This window comes from Pauljensenia sp. 27098_8_83 (assembly GCF_041432695.1).
Lineage (GTDB): Bacteria > Actinomycetota > Actinomycetes > Actinomycetales > Actinomycetaceae > Pauljensenia.
This window is the reverse complement of sequence record NZ_JAPWAD010000003.1, coordinates 20,856-38,427: the sequence shown is the minus strand read 5'-3', so window position 1 is coordinate 38,427 and position 17,572 is coordinate 20,856. Positions and strand designations below refer to the sequence as shown.

The window sequence follows — 17,572 nt, the reverse complement described above, 5'->3', positions numbered from 1 at the left end:
CCGAATCTGGAGCAGCCGCATGAGCAATGAGGCCCAGGCAATGAAGACGCGCAAGCCCGGTCGACCGAAGGCCGGCAGTGAGGATAAAAAGGCGCGTATCCTCGCGGAGGCGTTGACCCTTTTCTCCACGCGTGGTTTCGTTGCGACGTCGCTGGCGGATATTGCGCGCGCAGCCGATATTTCCAAGGCTGGCCTGTTGCATCACTACGCGTCGAAGGATCAGCTCCTCGCGGCTGTCCTCGATGAGCGTGATCGTCGGATTGTTAGTCGTCTTCCGCGCGCTGAGGAGGGAGCGGAGGCCGCGCTTGATGCGTGGGTGGATATGGTTGCGCATAACCAACGTCATCCCGATGGTGTCGCCCTGTACACGGCGATGTCGGCTGCCGTGATCGATGTCGGACATCAGGCTCATCCGTGGTTCCGTCAGCATCTGCTCGGTGCGATTGAGTATCTGGTGAATGCGATCGAGCATGGCAAGGCGCGTGGCGAGGTTCGCGACGATGCGCCCAGTGAGCAGATTGCCCGTAAGCTCGTGGCGCTGTCCGATGGTTTGCAGGTGCAGTGGTTGTGTTCGCGCGCTAATGGTGGGCGTGAATTCAATATGCACGAGGTGATGGCCGGTGTGGTTGACGACGTGAAGGTGCGCTGGCTCGTTCGTTCGTGAACGAGGCCGGGGGTGCCTCCGCACAGGCGGCGCCGTGTTGTGAAAAGCGACACAGACGATGAGGGTTTGCGGCTGTTTTTCGCGAGTTGGGGCTTAGGTCCCTTGTTGCTTGTATGATGGTCATGCGCTGGTGCCACGGAGAACCCTGAGAAGGGTTAGCATGGACAAACCAGCATACTTCACGATGTCGGGAGTTTTGCCGAACGTGTCCAGCGAAGCTGCTGCACGTGACGCGGAGAATCCGTCGCTCATCCACGCCTGGAGGTCTACGCATGACGAACGTCGCCGTTCCTACCCCGCCCCGCCCCGATTCCAACGCTCGACGCTGCCCCGATGATCTGTGGGCACTGGGGGAGAGAGCGATCATTCGAGCCCGCCGCTGGGCCGATGAATCGGCCCATGAGCCGACTCCGCAATCGGCCAAGATTCTCTCCCGTATCCTCTCTGATCCGGACGGTCTGACGTTCACCACTCGATTCGTCGACGACGTCGTGCGTCCAGCGGACCTAGATGTGGCCAGTGAGGCGTTGAAGCGCCTGTCGGCTGGCCGTAAAAACTTCCTGCCCCCGGCCCTGGCCGCGGCGATGGGGCTCGGATCGACCGCCTCGCGCCTCGCGCCCCGCACTGTGACGACGGTTGCGCGACGCGTGTTCCGCGAGATCGTCGGTGATCTCGTCGTCGATGCGACTGACAAGGGCCTCGGCCCCGCGCTCGCGCGCCTGCGTCAGGGCGGGCACCGCCTGAACGTGAACCTCCTCGGCGAGGCGGTTCTCGGCGAGAAAGAGGCGGCACACCGCCTGGCAGAGGTGTCTCGCCTCGTGACTCGCGAGGACGTCGACTATGTCTCCATCAAGGTCTCTGCCGTGACTGGCCCTCACAACCCGTGGGGCTTCGAGGAGGTCGTCGAGCACGGCGTGAACGCACTCCTGCCCCTGTACCGTCTCGCGTGTGATCACGGAACATTCCTCAACCTCGACATGGAGGACTACAAGGATCTCGACCTGACGATCGCTGTCTTCACCGCGATTCTCGATCAGCCGGACATGCGCGGCTACGAGGCGGGCATCGTCCTTCAGGCCTACCTGCCCGATTCGCTCGGTGCCCTCCAGCGCCTCCAGGAGTGGGCGCGCACGCGCGTGGACGCGGGGGGTTCGCGCATCAAGGTGCGCATCGTCAAGGGTGCGAACCTGTCCATGGAGCGGGTGGATGCGGAGATCCACGGGTGGGAGCTGACAACCTGGCCGTCCAAGCAGGCCACAGACACCAACTATAAGCGCATGCTCAGCTGGGCGATGACCCCGGAACGCACGCGAGCGATCCGACTGGGTGTGGCCGGACAAAACATCTTCGACATTGCTTTCGCCTACGAGCTGCGCGCCGCGCGCGGTGTTGAGGACAGCGTCGAGTTCGAGATGCTCTCCGGCATGGCGACGGGCATCCAAGAGGTCGTGCGCCGCGACGTTGGTTCTCTCCTTCTGTACGTCCCGGTCGTCAACCCCCGTGAGTTCGACGTTGCCATTTCTTACCTGGTGCGCCGCCTGGAGGAAAACGCGGCACCAGAGAACTTTATGTCCGGTGTCTTCGATATCGCCGAGAACGAGGACGTCTTCGCGCGCGAACGCGACCGTTTCCTGGCAGCGCTGTCCGACGTTGATCCGGACGCACCAGTTCCCGTTCCGAACCGCCGCCAGAACCGTCTGGCCGAGCGCGAGGCCGGGGTGGCACCAGAGCAGGGGAGCCTGGCCGAGCGTGCGCACCGCCCGTTCACGTCCGAGGCAGACTCAGATCCAGCCCTGGCGGCAAACCGCCAGTGGGCACGTGATATCGCCGCGGCGATCCCTGGCTCAACCCGGGGCGTGAAGGCCGTGCATGACGGAGCGGAAGCGCTGGCGACGAACGAGGCAGTGGACGGCCTCGTCGAGGCAGCTGCCCGCGCCGCACGCTCCTGGCAGACATTGTCTGCCGACGAACGAGCCGCGACGCTGCATCGTGTCGGCGACGTCCTCGCAGCGCGCAGGGGTGAGCTGATCGAGGTCGCCGGATCTGAGGCCGGAAAGACCATCGATCAGGCTGACCCCGAGGTGAGCGAGGCCGTCGACTTCTGCCACCACTATGCGGATGCGTCGTTGCAGCTCACCGATGAGGCGTACATGGCGGGGGCGCGATTCGTACCTGTGGATGTCACCGTCGTCGCCTCCCCGTGGAACTTCCCTGTGGCCATTCCCGTTGGTGGTGTCGCCGCGGCGCTCGCGGCTGGTAGCGCGGTCATTCTGAAGCCCGCCCCGCCAGCTAAGCGTTGCGCGGCTGAGCTTGTCGCGGCCTTTCACGAGGCCGGGGTCCCTCGAGACCTGGTGGTACTCGCCCCGCTCGACGACGGGGACGTGTCGCACTATCTCGTGACCCACGAGGGCGTCGACCGCGTCGTGCTGACCGGCTCGTACGACACGGCTCGTCTCTTCCGCTCCTGGAAGCCAGACATGCACCTGCTGGGGGAGACCAGCGGCAAGAACGCCATTATCGTGACCTCCTCGGCGGATCCCGATCTGGCGGTGCGCGACATCGTGCACTCGGCTTTCGCACACGCGGGGCAGAAATGCTCGGCTTCCTCTCTGCTGATCCTCGTGGGTTCGGCGGGACGCTCCACGCGTATTGCGCGTCAGCTCGTTGACGCGACCGCGTCGCTGCGGGTGGGATTGCCGGCGTCACTGGACTCTCAGGTCGGTCCCGTCGTCGTTCCTGATGATGAGAAGGCCGTGCGAGGCCTGACCGCCCTGGGGGAGGGTGAGCACTGGGTGCTCAAGCCGCGCTACCTGGGCGATGGGCTCTGGACCCCGGGTATCCGTGCTGGCGTGGTCCCCGGCAGCGAGTTCCATCTGACGGAATACTTCGCGCCCGTCCTCGGCGTCATGCGTGTCGATACACTCGAGGAAGCCATCGAGGCCGTCAACGAGGTCGACTACGGCCTGACCTCCGGCCTGCACACCCTCGACACCGAGGAACTAGCGATGTGGCTGGATGGTATTGAGGCCGGAAACCTCTACGTTAACCGTGGCATCACGGGCGCGATCGTTCGCCGTCAGCCTTTTGGTGGATGGAAACGCTCGGCCATCGGATCGACCACGAAAGCCGGCGGTCCCTCGTACCTGCTGGGCCTCGGGGAGGTCGAGCCTGTTCGAGAGGTGGCTGTGGGGGAGGGTGCCATGGATACTGCTGCGCTTGCGCCGAGTGTTCGTGCCCTGTGCCATGCGGTGCTCCCTCACCTGAGTGCGGACGAGGAGGCAGAGCTCGGCCGGGCCGTCGCACATGACGCGGCCGCTTGGGCCTCCACGTACGGGGTTAATCGTGACGTTACCGCCATGGCATGTGAGCGCAATGTTCTGCGTTACCGCCCCACTCCTGTCTTGGTGCGGGCCGCCGCCGGGACCGCCCTCGTGGATATTGCGCGAGTTGTGGCGGCCGGTGTTCTCGCGGGTGGGCCGATCGGCCTGTCCCTTGCCGACGCGCTTCCTCCCTCCGTGGCGGACCTTCTCGAGTCCCTGGATATTGAGGTGACGGTCGAGGATGAGGCCTTGTGGGAGTCGCGCCTGACGCTGGTGGCCAACTCGGGCGGCCTGGGAATGCGCGTGCGTATTCTTGGCCCGCGCGAGGAAACCTCGGAGCAACGGTGGGAACGCGCAAGTCGCGTAAGCATGGGAAGCCCCGATGTTGCGCTGTACACGGGGGCGGTGACGCCGTGCCCGCATACGGAACTGCTGCCCTTCCTGCGTGAACAGGCGGTGGCGATCACGAACCATCGTTTCGGAACGCCGCTGGATTTGGCTGCGGGACTCCTGTAGCGGCCGCGCCCGGTAACCGGTTGAGCCTCTGAGCTCGGCGGAGGACAATGAACGCCCGCGACGATGAGTCGCGGGCGTTCATCCACGTTCATTCAGGGGGATGCGCGCAGCTGAGGCAGCGAGCGAATAAACGCTGGAGGGGCGAGCCTGTCGGCTCGCCCCTCCAGCGTTACGTTAGCGTCGTCGACTCAGATCGCGCGGGCGACCTTGTCGGACTTCAGGCACTTGGTGCACACGTTCAGGCGCTTGGGCGTCCCATTGACCAGGGCGCGAACGCGCTGGATGTTCGGATTCCACCGGCGGTTGGTGCGAACGTGCGAGTGCGACACGCTCTTGCCGAAGCCGGGTCCCTTACCGCACACGTCACAAACGGCAGCCACGATGTTCTCCTCGGTATGTCTTCCAGTTCAGTCTTTGGCTCCCCGCGGTCGCGGGAAACGCATCCTTCGGTGCTTGAACCGAAGGCAACCATGACAGAATAGCGGATGATGCGCACTTTCAACAAGTCGCACGGCGTATCGGTCATGTCAGGTCGCACACAGCGGGCGCCGTGGGGACAATTGAGGGTGCCGGAAAGGGGAGTCATGGAACTGAATGCATCGGTGATAATCGCGGCGTGCCGAGCGGGGGCCGAGGAGGCCGCCAGGCTCGCCCCCTTCCTTGACGACCTGGACGGCTGGGACGGAGCGGACTGCGACACGGGTACGAACGCGGCGGCCACGATGGCCGCCCTCGCGGCCGCGATGGATTCCCTGGAGCCGCGCGCGCATCTGCGCGTCGCGCTCGAAGCGGCCGTGGAGACCCTGATCCGCAGGGGCGTGGGGCACAGCGGCGTTGCCCTGGCCGCCCTGTTCGAGGCGTGGGCGGGGGCCCTGGGGGACGCGGCGCAGGTGACGCCCCTGGTCCTGCGTCGGATGCTCGCCTCCTCCCTTGCGCCGACCTCGTCCTTTATCGACTGGTCGGATGCGCTGGCGGAGATGCTGGGAGGTGCCGCGCGCGAGGTTGCGGAGCTGGGACCCACGCTGCCCGAGGCGGAGGACGTCTTTTCTCGTTTCTCCTCCCAGGCACAGATCGGCCTCGTGGACGCGACGAACGAGGCGACGGGCAGGATCGACCCGGGTGGTGCCTTCATCGCGCTGGTTCTGGCATGCATTGACGCTACCATGCGGGATGACGTCGGCATCCTCCAATCCTTCACGGCGATGCTCGCCGACCTGACGCGTCGCCATTCGCGGGCGCCCGAGCCCGCCTCGCCGCCGCCGGGCCGCGACTTCACGGTCGACATCATCGTCGAGGGCGTCGAGGAGGACCTGCGCGTCCTCCTGGCCCGACTCACAGGCTTGGGTGCGCGCCTGTCCTACGTTGGGCGCGTGGACCTGTTCGGCATGGGGGAGTGGCGACTGCACGTAGACACCTCCGCACCGCTGGCCGCGCACCCCACCTCGGGTCAGGTCGTGCGCTTCCAGGTCAGCGACGCGCGCCCGGACGCGCAGATCGGCATCGACGAGCTCGCCGACGAGGGGCTCACCCACCGAGGGGTTCGCTTGCTGCAACGTCGACCGATGCGACGGGTCGATAGGGCGCGGGTCATCGCCTGCACGCGGGCCCCGGGCCTTGTGGAGGACCTGGCGCGCGCCGGGGCGGTGGTCTTCCTCGAACCCAGCGCGATGGACGCCGCCGGGATCGTGTCGGCGGCGGGCTCGCGCACGGGCGTCACGCTCGTCGCCCCCTGCGACGAGGCCAGCGCCGCCCTGGTGGGCACGGTGGCCTCGGTGCTGCCAGCACCCGCCCCGGGCGTTCCCGCGATCCTGCGCGCCGATAGCCGCGACGACCTGGACGTTCTCGCCGTCGCACGCGCCTGCGCCCCGCTGTTTGTGCCGCAGCCGGGCGGGATTGAGGCGGCGCCGACGCTGGCTCGCATGCTCCGGGATGGAGCGCACGACGCCCTGATGTCCAGCGCGAGCGCGCCCCTGCCTCGTGACGGAGACCCTGAGGGCATCGCCGAGGCCCTGGCCGAGGCCGCGCGTGGGGGAGCGCGCGCGTGGCGACTCCTGATCTCGCGCGAGGACGACGGCCCGTACACGGTGGCGACAGTGCGCCAGCTCCTGTCCACGCGCGACGCCTCCTCCTCCATCGACCTGGAAACGTGGGACGGCGGACAGGCGGGCCCGAGCCTCGTCGCGGGGTGCGCCTCGTGAGCGCGCTCGACATCCCGCTGTCCCTGCGCCTGCCGAAGAAAACCGCGAAGGCACTTGAGGGCGCGGGTATCCTCACGGTCGGCGACCTGCTGCTCGTCGCCCCGCGCCGCTACTACCACTGGGGCAGGCTCACCCCGCTGTCGTCGCTGCGCGAGGGGGAGGATGTCACGATCCTGGCCGAGGTTGCGGGCACCCACCTGGTCGCCAACCGTTCCGGATCGGGCGTGCGCCTGGAGGTGAGCCTCACCGACGGCGTCCAGTTCCTGTCCGCTACCTTCTTCGCGAAAAACCAGTTCAAGCTCGCCCCCATCGAGCGTCTCCTCACCCCGGGATCCTCCTTCCTCTTCGCCGGCAAGGTCGGCGCCTACCGCGGCAAACTCCAGCTCACCCACCCCTCCTTCGAAGGCGTCGACGGCGAGGATATCGACCGCATCGCGACCCGCCCCATCTCGATCTACCCGGTGACGGGCAAGCTGACCTCGTGGGCCATCGCCCGCGCCGTCGGCATGGTCCTCGAACACCTGGACGACGCGGACGTTCCCGACGTTGTACCCGCCGACGTGCGAGGGCACCAGCGCATCGACTCCTACGCCCAGTCGCTGCGCCGCCTGCACCAGCCGGAAACGGACGAGGACTACCAGCGGGCGCGCCGGGCACTGGCCTTCACGGAGGCCTTCGTCCTCCAGGTAGGCCTGGCCGCCAGGTGCCGGGGAGCGCGCTCGACCCCCGCCCTGGCCTCGCCGCGCGAAGCCCCACTGCTTGAGCGCTTCAGACGCGCCCTGCCCTTCGAACTCACCCACTCCCAGAGCGAGGCGGTGGCCCAGATCGGCGCCGACCTGGCTGGAGAAGTACCGATGCAGCGGCTCCTGCAGGGGGACGTTGGTTCGGGCAAAACCGTCGTCGCGCTCCTCGCGCTGCTCCAGGTTATCGCCGCCGGGCATCAGGGAGCCCTGGTCGCTCCCACGGAAGTCCTGGCCGAGCAGCACGCCGCATCTGTGCGAAACCTCCTCGCCCCCCTGGGGGACGACACCCCCGATGTGCGACTGCTGACGGGCTCGACGACGCCGGCGGTGCGCCGCGAAATCGCCGCGGCGATGACCTCCAACGCGCCCCTCATCATCGTGGGCACGCACGCACTGTTCCAAGACAGCGTGCGTTTCGCAGACCTCGCGCTGGTCGTCGTCGACGAGCAGCACCGCTTCGGCGTCGAGCAGCGTGCCACGCTCCGTCGAGCCCGGGAAGATGGTCGCGGTGTCCACGAACTAGTGATGAGCGCGACGCCAATCCCGCGCACAATCGCGATGACCGTGTTCGGTGACTTGGACGAGACGCGCATGAGCGGGATGCCCAGCGGTCGCGCACCCGTGGCCACCTACCTCGCGGACGCCGCAAACGCTGCGTGGGTGGAGCGTACGTGGGCCAGAGTCGCCGAAGAGATCGCACAGGGGCGGCGCGTCTATGTCGTGTGCCCGCGTATCGACGCTACTGACGAGGTGAGCGATGCCGACGAGGAACACGCGCGCCCACTCGCATCCGTCAGTGAGGTTGCCGCCTACCTCCGTTCCCATCCCGCGCTCGCGGGCGTGGCTATCCACGAGCTCACGGGGCGCACGCCCGCGCCCGTGAAAGCCCAGATCATGGAGGATTTTACCGCCGGACGCGCCCCACTCCTCGTGGCGACGACCGTCATTGAGGTCGGCGTCGACGTCTCGGAGGCGACCCTCATGGTGATCCTCGACGCCCAACAATTCGGGCTCGCCCAGCTTCACCAGTTGCGCGGGCGTGTCGGGCGCTCCGACCTGCCTTCCCTGTGCATCGCCATGCATCGCCACGAGCTGACGGACTCGGGCATGGCCAGGCTCCAGGCTTTCGCGACGACGGCGGACGGATTCGAGCTCGCCGAAGCCGACCTGCGCCTGCGCAAGGAGGGCGACGTGCTGGGTGCCGGTCAGTCCGGCACCGCCACGCACCTGCGCTTCCTGTCGGTGCGCCGCGACGAGGCCCTGATCCGGGCCTCCAAGAGCGAGGCGGAGGCCCTGCTCGCCCAGGATCCGACCCTGTCGGCCTACCCCGACCTCGCCCGCGCCCTGCGGGCCGCCTCGGATGGGCAACTCGAATGGATGCAGCGCTCCTAGCTGGGCTGGTAGGGTAGAGGCATGCGCTATTGTTCCTGTGGGTAGGATGAAGTTATGGGTCAGTTCTCGCGTGGTATCTTTTTCCTAACGCTAGGAACAATTGCTGTCGCCCTGTCACTATTGTGGGTATACCCGTATACCGGTGATAGCTCTCGTAACGATGGAGCTCACGAGGCGATGGGTCTCCTTGTCATGCAGGAGGGGTCACTTGGGCAAGTGAGAGGCGTTGTCACAATATCGATCGACGGAAAAGATGAGAACGCCTATTTGGAATTCTCTGAAAATGACATTTCTGGTGCGCCTGAGTCGCCGCTAACAATCTATCTTGGAATGTCTCGGCAGGGTCATCTGACAAAGCAATATGATTCACCGCTTGAGTGTACCGTTGACCTTGCCGATGGTGGAAGCTATACAGTAAGTACAGTGAATTCCAAGGAAGTTTGGGATCGTGCTGCCGCTGATGGTGCGGCTTCCTTTTCTCCAGACGCGGTCGGAGAAGTCACAGCAATCGTGTTAAGCGATATGCCTCTCACTGTCAAGATCCGCTGTCCTCTTGGCGATCAGTATCGATTTGTTCGTAGCTCGCTCGACTCGTGGAACCTTACTTTGCCAGGTGTGGAGGTCTACGCGTTCGATGGTGCGGAATATCCTGCCGTTTCTTACTCGGTATCACGGGATAAAGGTGAGTTTCTTCAGCAGGCGAGCCAGGCTCCCTCCGAGACGCTTGAAGACATCTTTAATTGGTATGAGTGGGACCATAACTCTCTCGCTCGCCAAGGGCTCTTTCTTGTCATTTCGAGTAGTGACCTTCAACGGGACAGTGCGTACCGCCTGTTTATCGCCGGAGCATTGGTTGGACTTGGTGGAGGTTTCCTCGTGCTAGGCATCCAATACGTCTTCGAAGCGATTGTTCCGGCGCAGCGCAATATTGATCGCCACTAGTGCTGCATCTCCCGTAGCGAGTTACTCTGTTCGATCAGGCATGCCATTGTCAGGGCCCGTGCCCTGCGTGGTGCCTCCGAGGGCAAGTCGAGTGGATGCAACGCTCCTGAGGCGTGCCCGGTAGGGTAGAGGCATGACCAGAATCGTCGCAGGTAGCGCCAAAGGACGAACCCTCGCCGTGCCCAAGTCCGGGACGCGCCCCACATCGGAGCGTGTGCGCGAGGCGCTTTTCTCCCGTCTTGACCACATGAACGTCCTGAATGGGACAACCGTGTTGGACCTGTACGCCGGGACGGGCGCGCTCGGCCTGGAGGCGCTCTCGCGCGGTAGCGCTCACGCAACGCTCGTCGAGAAAGCGTCTGCGGCGGCGCGCGTCGCCTCCGCCAACGTCCGCTTGACCGGTCTGCCCGCACGCGTCGTCACAGCTGACGCGCGTTCGTATCTCTGCGCACGCACCGGTGAAGATCTGCGCGGAGACGTCGACCTCGTCTTCATCGACCCTCCCTACGACATTGCCGAGGCGGACATGACCGCCGTCCTGTCGCTGCTCGGCCCCTGGATCGGCCCCGATGCGCTCGTCGTCGTCGAGCGCTCGACCCGCGCACCCGCGCCCACATGGCCGCCCTTCCTCGTCCTAGAAGACCAGCGCACGTGGGGTGAGACCGTCGCCTATTTCGCGGGCCCGCCACTACCCACGGAAGACTCAGAAGGCGGCGTGAGCGCTCCCGAGGAGGCCGAGGCCTCGTCGATGAGTGAGGAGGACCGCCGATGATCGCACTGTTTCCCGGCTCTTTCGACCCCTTCACCAACGGACACCTTGACGTCGCTGAGCGCGCCTGCGCCATCGCCGATCGGCTCATTATCGGCGTCGGCATCAACCCCGCCAAACATGGGCTGATCCCAACCGGCCGCAGGGTCGCTCTCATCGAGGAAGCCACCGCCCACCTGAGCAACGTCGACGTCGTGGCCTTGGAAGGGGCGACGATGGACGAGGCCTCGCGCTTGGGTGCCACACTCATCGTCAAGGGCGTGCGCTCGGCAATAGATCTCGATCACGAGGCCCCTCAGGCTGCCTTTAACGACGAGGTCGGTGGCATCGACACATGGTGGATCCCGACCCGCCCCGCGCTCGCGCATGTCTCGTCGAGCGCCATCCGCGAGCTATTCGGACTCAAAAAGGATATTTCTCGGTATGTCCCGCCAGCGGTTGAGCGATTTCTGACCGACAATAGAAGCTGAATCATGCTCGGTGGAACGCAGGAGGCAGCCATGGCTGATACGCCCGACAACAAGACGCAGGACGAGTGGAACGAGGAAACCGTCTACGGTCCCTCCACCGTGATCGCCGCCCTCGATCAGATCGAGGATCTCGTCGAGTCCTCGCGCACCGTTCCTCTGTCCGCATCCATCATGATTAACAAGGCGGAGCTGCTTGACCTCCTGGATCAGGCACGCGAGGCTCTGCCGGAGGATCTCGTTGCTGCCGACGCCGTCGTCGCCGATGCCGACGCGGTCCTGGGGCGCGCGGACTCCGCGGCAGAAACCCGTATCGCCGAGGCGAACTCGCGCGCATCCTCCACCCTCGACCAGGCCAACGAGCGCGCCGCACAGATCATCTCTGATGCCGAGGAGGAAGCTGAACGGACGCGCTCGCGAGCGGACGACGAGGCGACAGCTCTCGTCTCACAGGCGCGTTCGGACGCCGAGGCGACGATCGCCGACGCGAACGCACAGGCGGCGCGCATCGTCTCCACTGAGAACATCGTGCGCATGGCCGAGGACCGTGCGCGCGAAATCGTGTCCGAGGCGAAGCGCTCAGCGGCATCGCTACGCGAGGGAGCCGACGACTACGTTGCGAACTCCCTCGATGAGCTCGCGAAGCTCATTTCCGACCTGTCGCGCCGCACGGATGCGGGCCGTCGAACGATCGCCGAGCGCCGCGGCGTTGGCGTGACAGATGTGGACCTGGCCAATGAGTGACAAAACCCTGGTGCTGTCCCTGGCGCGTCTGCCTCGCGCTCTCGGATCCACGTTGCATGAGGACCTCGTGTGGGTGACCCCTGACGACCTCGGAACTCCCTCGATGTCGGCCGTGCCCGGCGTGCCTCTGGACATCTCCGTGGACATGACCAGCGTCGAGGACGGTGTTCTCGTCTCGCTGGCAACATCGGTGGACCTCGTCGGTGAGTGCGTGCGCTGCCTCGACGAGGTGCGCGAGCACCACGACGTCGTCAGCCAAGAGGTCTACTTCGAGCCCGGTGCCCCGGCCCTGACGTCCGCGGACGACGAGGGTGAAGAAGCAGATGACCTGTTCGTCATCGGCGAGCGCGACACCATCGATATCGAGACCCAGCTGCGCGACGCGATCGTCCCCCTCGTCGACCCGCGCCCGCTGTGCAGCGACGACTGCGCGGGCCTGTGCGATGTGTGCGGTGAGAAGTGGGCGGACCTGCCCGAGGATCACGAGCACTTCGTCGTCGATCCGCGCCTGGCTTCCCTGGCATCCCTGCTGGGGGAGGATGGCGAGTCGGAGCGTTCGTGATGGCCCGTTCGAAGCACTTACCGGTACCCCCGCGCACGGATACAGACGCCCTCGTCGACGCCTGGGGGACACGCATCGACGCGCCGCTGTTACAGCTCGCTCTGGTGCATCGTTCCTACGCGAACGAGGCTGGAGGAATCGCCAATAATGAGCGGCTGGAGTTTCTCGGCGATTCGGTGCTCTCCATCGTGATTGCGGAGAAGCTTTACGAGCAGTACCCCGACGTCGCAGAGTCTGATCTGTCGCGCATGCGCGCGGCCACAGTCTCGCAGCAGCCTCTGGCCGCAGCAGCTCGGCGCATTAACCTGGGTGACTTCGTGTTCCTCGGCAAAGGAGAGTCAACGCACGGAGGGAGGGATAAGGATTCCATCCTCTCCGACACGTTCGAGGCGCTGATCGGCGCGACCTACCTGACGAGCGGGCTTGAGGAAGCTCGTCGCGTGATCCTGGAGCGTCTCAGCTTCCTGCTGGTGGATGCCCCCTCGCGTGGTCAGCATCAGGACTGGAAGACGATCCTCATCGAGTACGCCCAGGCACAGGGCCTGGGCGAGGTGTCCTACGAGGTGGAGGGCGAGGGGCCGGATCACCAGCGCGTGTTTACGGCGCAGGCCTTCGTCTCCGGGCGTTCGGATGCACTCGGGACGGGGCAGGCCTCGTCGAAGAAGCACGCGGAGAACGCGGCCGCGCAGGATGCGATGAGCCGCCTATCTCCGGAGCAGTAAGAAATAGTAATCGAGGGCGCGTGCCCTCCTGACCGTTAGAATCAGACACGTGAGTGAAAATACCGTTGCGCGCACGCGCGTTATGATCGTCGACGATCACGAGATCGTTCGACGTGGCATTGCTGAGATCGTTGACCGAGATGAGGCCCTGGAGGTCGTTGCTGAAGCCGGGTCGGTCGCTGACGCCGTGCGTCGCGCCGATCTGGTGCGCCCCGACGTCATCCTCGTTGATCTGCAGCTGCCCGACGGGACGGGTATCGACATCATGAATCGCCTGCGCGCCTCTCATCCGCAGATCCTCCCGGTGGTCCTGACGTCCTTCGACGACGACGAGGCCCTGGCTGAGTCCCTGGAGGCCGGAGCACGCGCGTACATTCTCAAGACCGTGCGCGGAGCTGAGATCACGGACGTTATCAAGGCTGTCGCGGATGGCCGCGTCCTGCTGGATGAGCGTACGCTCACGCGTCGGCGCGTCGATCACGAGGATCCGACCGCTGACCTGACGCCGTCGGAGCGTAAGGTTCTTGACCTGATCGGAGATGGTCTGTCGAACCGTGAGATCGGCGAAAAGCTCGGTGTCGCCGAGAAGACCGTGAAGAACCACATCACGTCGTTGCTGTCCAAGATGGGGCTGCAGCGCCGTACGCAGGTTGCCGCCTGGGTTGCCGGGCAGAGGGCTGCCGCGTGGCGTAACTGAGCCACTGCCTCGTCCCTGAGGGGAGGAGGGTGAACAAGCGGGTCGGGGTAACCGGCCCGCTTGTCGTATGTGCGAGCGCAAGAGATCGAATAGTACGACCGTTTTAGTTTCCGCCTAAACGGGGAACCCCCTGATTTTCGAGAAAGCTACTATCAAACTGATTCACGGGAAAGCCCTGTGGGGTAACGTTCGCCTCATCCTCACCGTTGAGGACGGACACCGTTGTCCACCATTACCCCTTGAAAGGACACCCCGTGAACCTCAAGCGAATGCTTGCCGGGTGTGCGGTCGCTACGGCACTGGTGCTCGCACCCATGAGCGCCCCCACTTTTGCCGACGCGCCGCCAGCGCCTACCGGCGTCCCCGCAGCGGTCCCACTGAGCTCCACCCCGAAAATTGCCAAGTGGCAGGAACTCCAGTACGGCATGTTCATGCACTTCGGCGTCTACTCCGTCTACGGCGGCTACTACAACGGACACCGCCAGGCAATGGGCTACCCCGAGCAGATCAAGGCCTGGGAGAACATCCCCACTGAGGACTACCTGCTCAAGGCCAAAGACCTGGCCGCCAACTTCGATGCCGCGGCCATCTGCCAGACGGTCCACGACTCCGGCATGAAGTACCTGATGATCACGTCGAAACACCACGACGGCTTCGCCATGTGGGACACGAAGACGACCGACTACAACATTGTCAAGCAGTCCAACTACGGCAAAGACCCGATGAAGGAGCTGTCCACCGAGTGCAACAAGCGCGACGTGAAGCTCGCCTTCTACTTCTCGATCATCGACTGGACGAAGCAGACCCCCGAGCCCTACGGCAATGTCAACCCCATCGATGAGGAACTGATGACGACCGTCATCAAGCCCCAGCTCACCGAGCTCCTCACCAACTACGGCCCGATCGCCGAACTGTGGTTCGACATGGGCGGCCCCACCGCGGAGCAGTCTCAGCGCATGGCCCAGTGGGTCCACGAGCTCCAGCCCGACACGATGGTCAACTCCCGCGTGTGGAACAAGGCCGGTGACTTCGAGGTCGGCGGTGACAACTCGGTGACCACGGACTTCCACATGGGCCCGTGGGAGTCGATTCGCTCGATCTACCCGGCCTGCTGGGGCTACTGCTCGTGGGCGAACCGCGATGATAGCGCGAAGAGCTACAAGGAACGCGAGCTGGTCAACAACCTCATCGGTACGGTCGCATCGGGTGGCCAGTTTGCATACAACGTCGGCCCGAAGGGCGACGGCACGATCGACGCCTTCGATTCCGGCGTCGTCACCGAGGTCGGCCAGTGGATGGCGCGTCATCCCGACGCCATCACCGGAGCGCGCCCGACGTGGTTCCCCGCCCCCAACTGGGGCAAGGTGATGACCAAGGGCAACGACCTCTACTTCTTCCCCGAGCTGTGGAGCCCCGGCAAGACGCTGACGCTTCCCAGCGTCGGCGGTCACGTGAGCGCCGTGACCGTGGATGGTACCGACCGCGCCCTCGACTTCTCCCAGGACGGCACCACCCTCACCGTGACCATGTCGGGCGAGAATCCGGAGCCGAACCTGCGTCCCGTCATCAAGGTGACCTTCGACGGTGCCCCCACGTACATTCCCACCCAGACGGTGACCGCCGTCGACGGAGCGACCATCTCCTCGGAGCAGTTCTTCGGACGGGCCTCCGCGATGCGCTACTCCGGTCCGCAGGCCTACGACGCCTATCTCGTGAACAAGGGGGATAAGGCCATCACCGACCTAACCCTGAAGTTCTCGGGCAACTTCGATGCCTCGACAACGTACAAGATCACTCTGGGGACCACGTCCATTGAAGTGACCGGTGCACAGATCGAGGCCGGAGAAGTGGGCGAGGGCCTCGTCCTTGAGCCCGGCAAGGTGACACCTCTACGCCTCGAGCTGGCGCATCCCGCCTACTACGCCGATCCGATTCGCCTGGGTTCCGTGAGTGCGACCGTGCACGTCTACGGCGAGAACGCGGCCACTCAGCCGCCGGTCATCGCCACGGATCCCTCCTCGGTGTCCGTGAAGGCGGGGGAGAGCGCTACCTTCACGGTCGTCGCTTCGGGCCGCCCGGCCGCCACCATCCAGTGGTACCGCGTCCCCAAGGGAGCGACCGAGGGAACGGCAATCCCGGACGCCACGAGCGCCATGTACACGCTGACGGCGACACTCGAGGATGACGGCACACAGTTCTACGCGGTCGCCACGAATGCCAACGGCTCCACGACCTCGGCACGCGCGACCCTCACTGTCACCAAGGGCAGCGACAACCTCGCCCTCAACAAGACGGCCACGATGTCCTCGACCGGTTGGGGCGGCAGCGCCTCGCGCGCCGTTGACGGCAATACGGACGGCGTGTGGGACAACGGCTCGGTCGCCCACACGGGTAAGCAGGCCAACCCCTGGTGGGAGGTCGACCTCGGCGAGGAACACCCTCTCGGCGTCGTGAACGTCTGGAACCGCTCGTCGTCCGACAACTGCCAGGGAATCTCGTGCGACCAGCGCCTGCACGACTTCTGGGTGGTCGCCTCCACGACGCGCCTCGATGCCTCCTTCAACCCCGCGACGGCTGGTGCAGTTGACGGCGTCCACGCGATCAAGGTCGACGGAGTCGGCGGCCGCCCGAGCGCGGTCGACTTCGAGGGCTTCGACGCACGCTTCATCCGCGTCATCCAGCCCACCGAGTTCGGCGAGTTCGCGCTCGCGGAAGTCGAGGCCTTCGCGGCTGCTGCGCCGACCCCGGACCCCGATGATCAAGAGCCCCCGGTCATCAAGCCCCTCACCGTGACCGCCAATCCCGCCGAAGACGCGCAGATCTCCGGCGATGGTGCCTTCCGCACCGTGACGGCAAAGGAAGGCACACAGGTCACGATCAAGGCCGAGGCCAGCGGCAAGCCCGCCCCGACCCTGTTCTGGCAGATCAAGCGCGAGGGCTCCGACTCGTGGGCCATCGTCGAAGACGAGAACGGCCCCGAGCTGACCCTCACCATCGACGGTGAGAACAACGGCTCGGTCATCCGCGTCATGGCCATGAACGAGGCCGGGGTCACCGAATCGGGTCTGGTTACCCTCGCCTTGGCTGAGGAACCGGCACCCACGCCGGACCCGACCCCGGATCCGGCACCCACGCCCGACCCGACCCCCGATCCGGCACCCACGCCCGACCCGACCCCCGATCCGGCACCCACGCCCGATCACGCGGTGGGTACCTGGATGAACGACGGCATCGGCTGGTGGTGGAAGATCACCGGTGGAGACTACGCCAAGAACGAGACCCTCACCCTTGATGGCCGCGTGTACCGCTTCGATCAGAACGGCTACATGCTGACGGGTTGGGTGTACTGGGATGGTGCGTGGCGCTACCACAACGGTGCCGGAGCGCAGGTCACAGGATGGGTCAACCTGGGTGGCTCGTGGTTCTACCTGACACCGGAGACCGGCGCGATGGCCACGGGCTGGCAGATGGTGGGAGACAAGTGGTTCTTCTTCGCCTCCAACGGCGTCATGAAGACCGGCTGGCTCTACACGAGCGGCGCGTGGTACTACCTGGATCCCTCTGGCTCGATGCACACGGGATGGCTCCAGATGGGCTCGAACTGGTACCTCATGGGTGACAGTGGCGCCATGACGATCGGTTGGAAGCCGATCGGAGGCACCTGGTACTACTTCGATGCCTCGGGCCGGATGGTCACCGGCTGGCAGCAGATCGGCGGGGTCTGGTACTACTTCGGGACCGGTGGCGACATGTACACGGGCGGCCACTGGATCGGCTGGCGTTGGTACACCTTCTCCAGCGGTGGTCAGTGGCTGGGGTGACGCTCAGTTGACGGC

General features: G+C 65.2%; 13 protein-coding genes. 12 read left to right on the top strand and 1 reads right to left on the bottom strand.

All coding sequences use genetic code 11. From position 1 onward, the window contains the following. Nucleotides 1-19: 19 nt before the first annotated feature. Both O3656_RS02145 and O3656_RS02140 read left to right on the top strand, forming a co-directional pair. Entirely contained in the window at nucleotides 20-664 is a 645-nt protein-coding gene (locus O3656_RS02145; protein WP_500062492.1) for a TetR/AcrR family transcriptional regulator, read from the top strand. 272 nt (nucleotides 665-936) lie between these two features. Then, nucleotides 937-4,500, top strand: a complete 3,564-nt coding sequence (locus O3656_RS02140) for a bifunctional proline dehydrogenase/L-glutamate gamma-semialdehyde dehydrogenase (RefSeq protein ID WP_500062412.1) — start codon at nucleotides 937-939, stop codon at nucleotides 4,498-4,500. 188 nt (nucleotides 4,501-4,688) lie between these two features. Here O3656_RS02140 and rpmB read toward each other — a convergent pair whose 3' ends face one another. Then, nucleotides 4,689-4,880, bottom strand: coding sequence for a 50S ribosomal protein L28 (gene rpmB / locus O3656_RS02135; RefSeq protein WP_003792657.1), 192 nt, complete (start codon nucleotides 4,878-4,880; stop codon nucleotides 4,689-4,691). A gap of 204 nt (nucleotides 4,881-5,084) precedes the next feature. Between rpmB and O3656_RS02130 the strand changes: the two genes are divergently transcribed. The 10 genes from O3656_RS02130 to O3656_RS02085 all read left to right on the top strand — a co-directional run bounded on the left by O3656_RS02130 (nucleotide 5,085) and on the right by O3656_RS02085 (nucleotide 17,557). Further along, a complete protein-coding gene (locus O3656_RS02130; RefSeq protein WP_500062411.1) occupies nucleotides 5,085-6,698 on the top strand; it encodes a DAK2 domain-containing protein in 1,614 nt (537 codons plus the stop codon). Beyond that, on the top strand, nucleotides 6,686-8,833 hold the full coding sequence (locus O3656_RS02125; RefSeq protein ID WP_500062491.1) for an ATP-dependent DNA helicase RecG: 2,148 nt from the start codon (nucleotides 6,686-6,688) through the stop codon (nucleotides 8,831-8,833). The genes O3656_RS02130 and O3656_RS02125 overlap by 13 nt, the downstream gene beginning before the upstream one ends. A 54-nt stretch (nucleotides 8,834-8,887) precedes the next feature. Further along, on the top strand, nucleotides 8,888-9,775 hold the full coding sequence (locus O3656_RS02120) for a hypothetical protein (protein WP_500062410.1): 888 nt from the start codon (nucleotides 8,888-8,890) through the stop codon (nucleotides 9,773-9,775). Nucleotides 9,776-9,908: 133 nt separating this feature from the next. Continuing rightward, nucleotides 9,909-10,547 carry a 16S rRNA (guanine(966)-N(2))-methyltransferase RsmD gene (rsmD, locus tag O3656_RS02115; protein ID WP_500062409.1) on the top strand — a complete coding sequence of 213 codons (639 nt, stop codon included), beginning with the start codon at nucleotides 9,909-9,911 and terminating at the stop codon, nucleotides 10,545-10,547. Continuing rightward, on the top strand, nucleotides 10,544-11,014 hold the full coding sequence (coaD, locus tag O3656_RS02110; RefSeq protein WP_500062408.1) for a pantetheine-phosphate adenylyltransferase: 471 nt from the start codon (nucleotides 10,544-10,546) through the stop codon (nucleotides 11,012-11,014). Before rsmD ends, coaD begins: the two co-directional genes overlap by 4 nt. A 30-nt stretch (nucleotides 11,015-11,044) precedes the next feature. Beyond that, nucleotides 11,045-11,755, top strand: a complete 711-nt coding sequence (locus tag O3656_RS02105; protein WP_500062407.1) for a hypothetical protein — start codon at nucleotides 11,045-11,047, stop codon at nucleotides 11,753-11,755. Further along, nucleotides 11,748-12,317 carry a YceD family protein gene (locus O3656_RS02100; RefSeq protein ID WP_500062406.1) on the top strand — a complete coding sequence of 190 codons (570 nt, stop codon included), beginning with the start codon at nucleotides 11,748-11,750 and terminating at the stop codon, nucleotides 12,315-12,317. The genes O3656_RS02105 and O3656_RS02100 overlap by 8 nt, the downstream gene beginning before the upstream one ends. After that, nucleotides 12,317-13,039, top strand: coding sequence for a ribonuclease III (rnc, locus tag O3656_RS02095; protein ID WP_500062490.1), 723 nt, complete (start codon nucleotides 12,317-12,319; stop codon nucleotides 13,037-13,039). The genes O3656_RS02100 and rnc overlap by 1 nt, the downstream gene beginning before the upstream one ends. Nucleotides 13,040-13,121: 82 nt before the next feature. Next, nucleotides 13,122-13,736 (top strand): response regulator, encoded by a 615-nt coding sequence (locus O3656_RS02090; protein ID WP_016461860.1) that lies wholly within the window; start codon nucleotides 13,122-13,124, stop codon nucleotides 13,734-13,736. A 254-nt stretch (nucleotides 13,737-13,990) separates the two neighbouring features. Then, a complete protein-coding gene (locus O3656_RS02085; RefSeq protein ID WP_500062405.1) occupies nucleotides 13,991-17,557 on the top strand; it encodes an alpha-L-fucosidase in 3,567 nt (1,188 codons plus the stop codon). Nucleotides 17,558-17,572 lie beyond the last annotated feature (15 nt).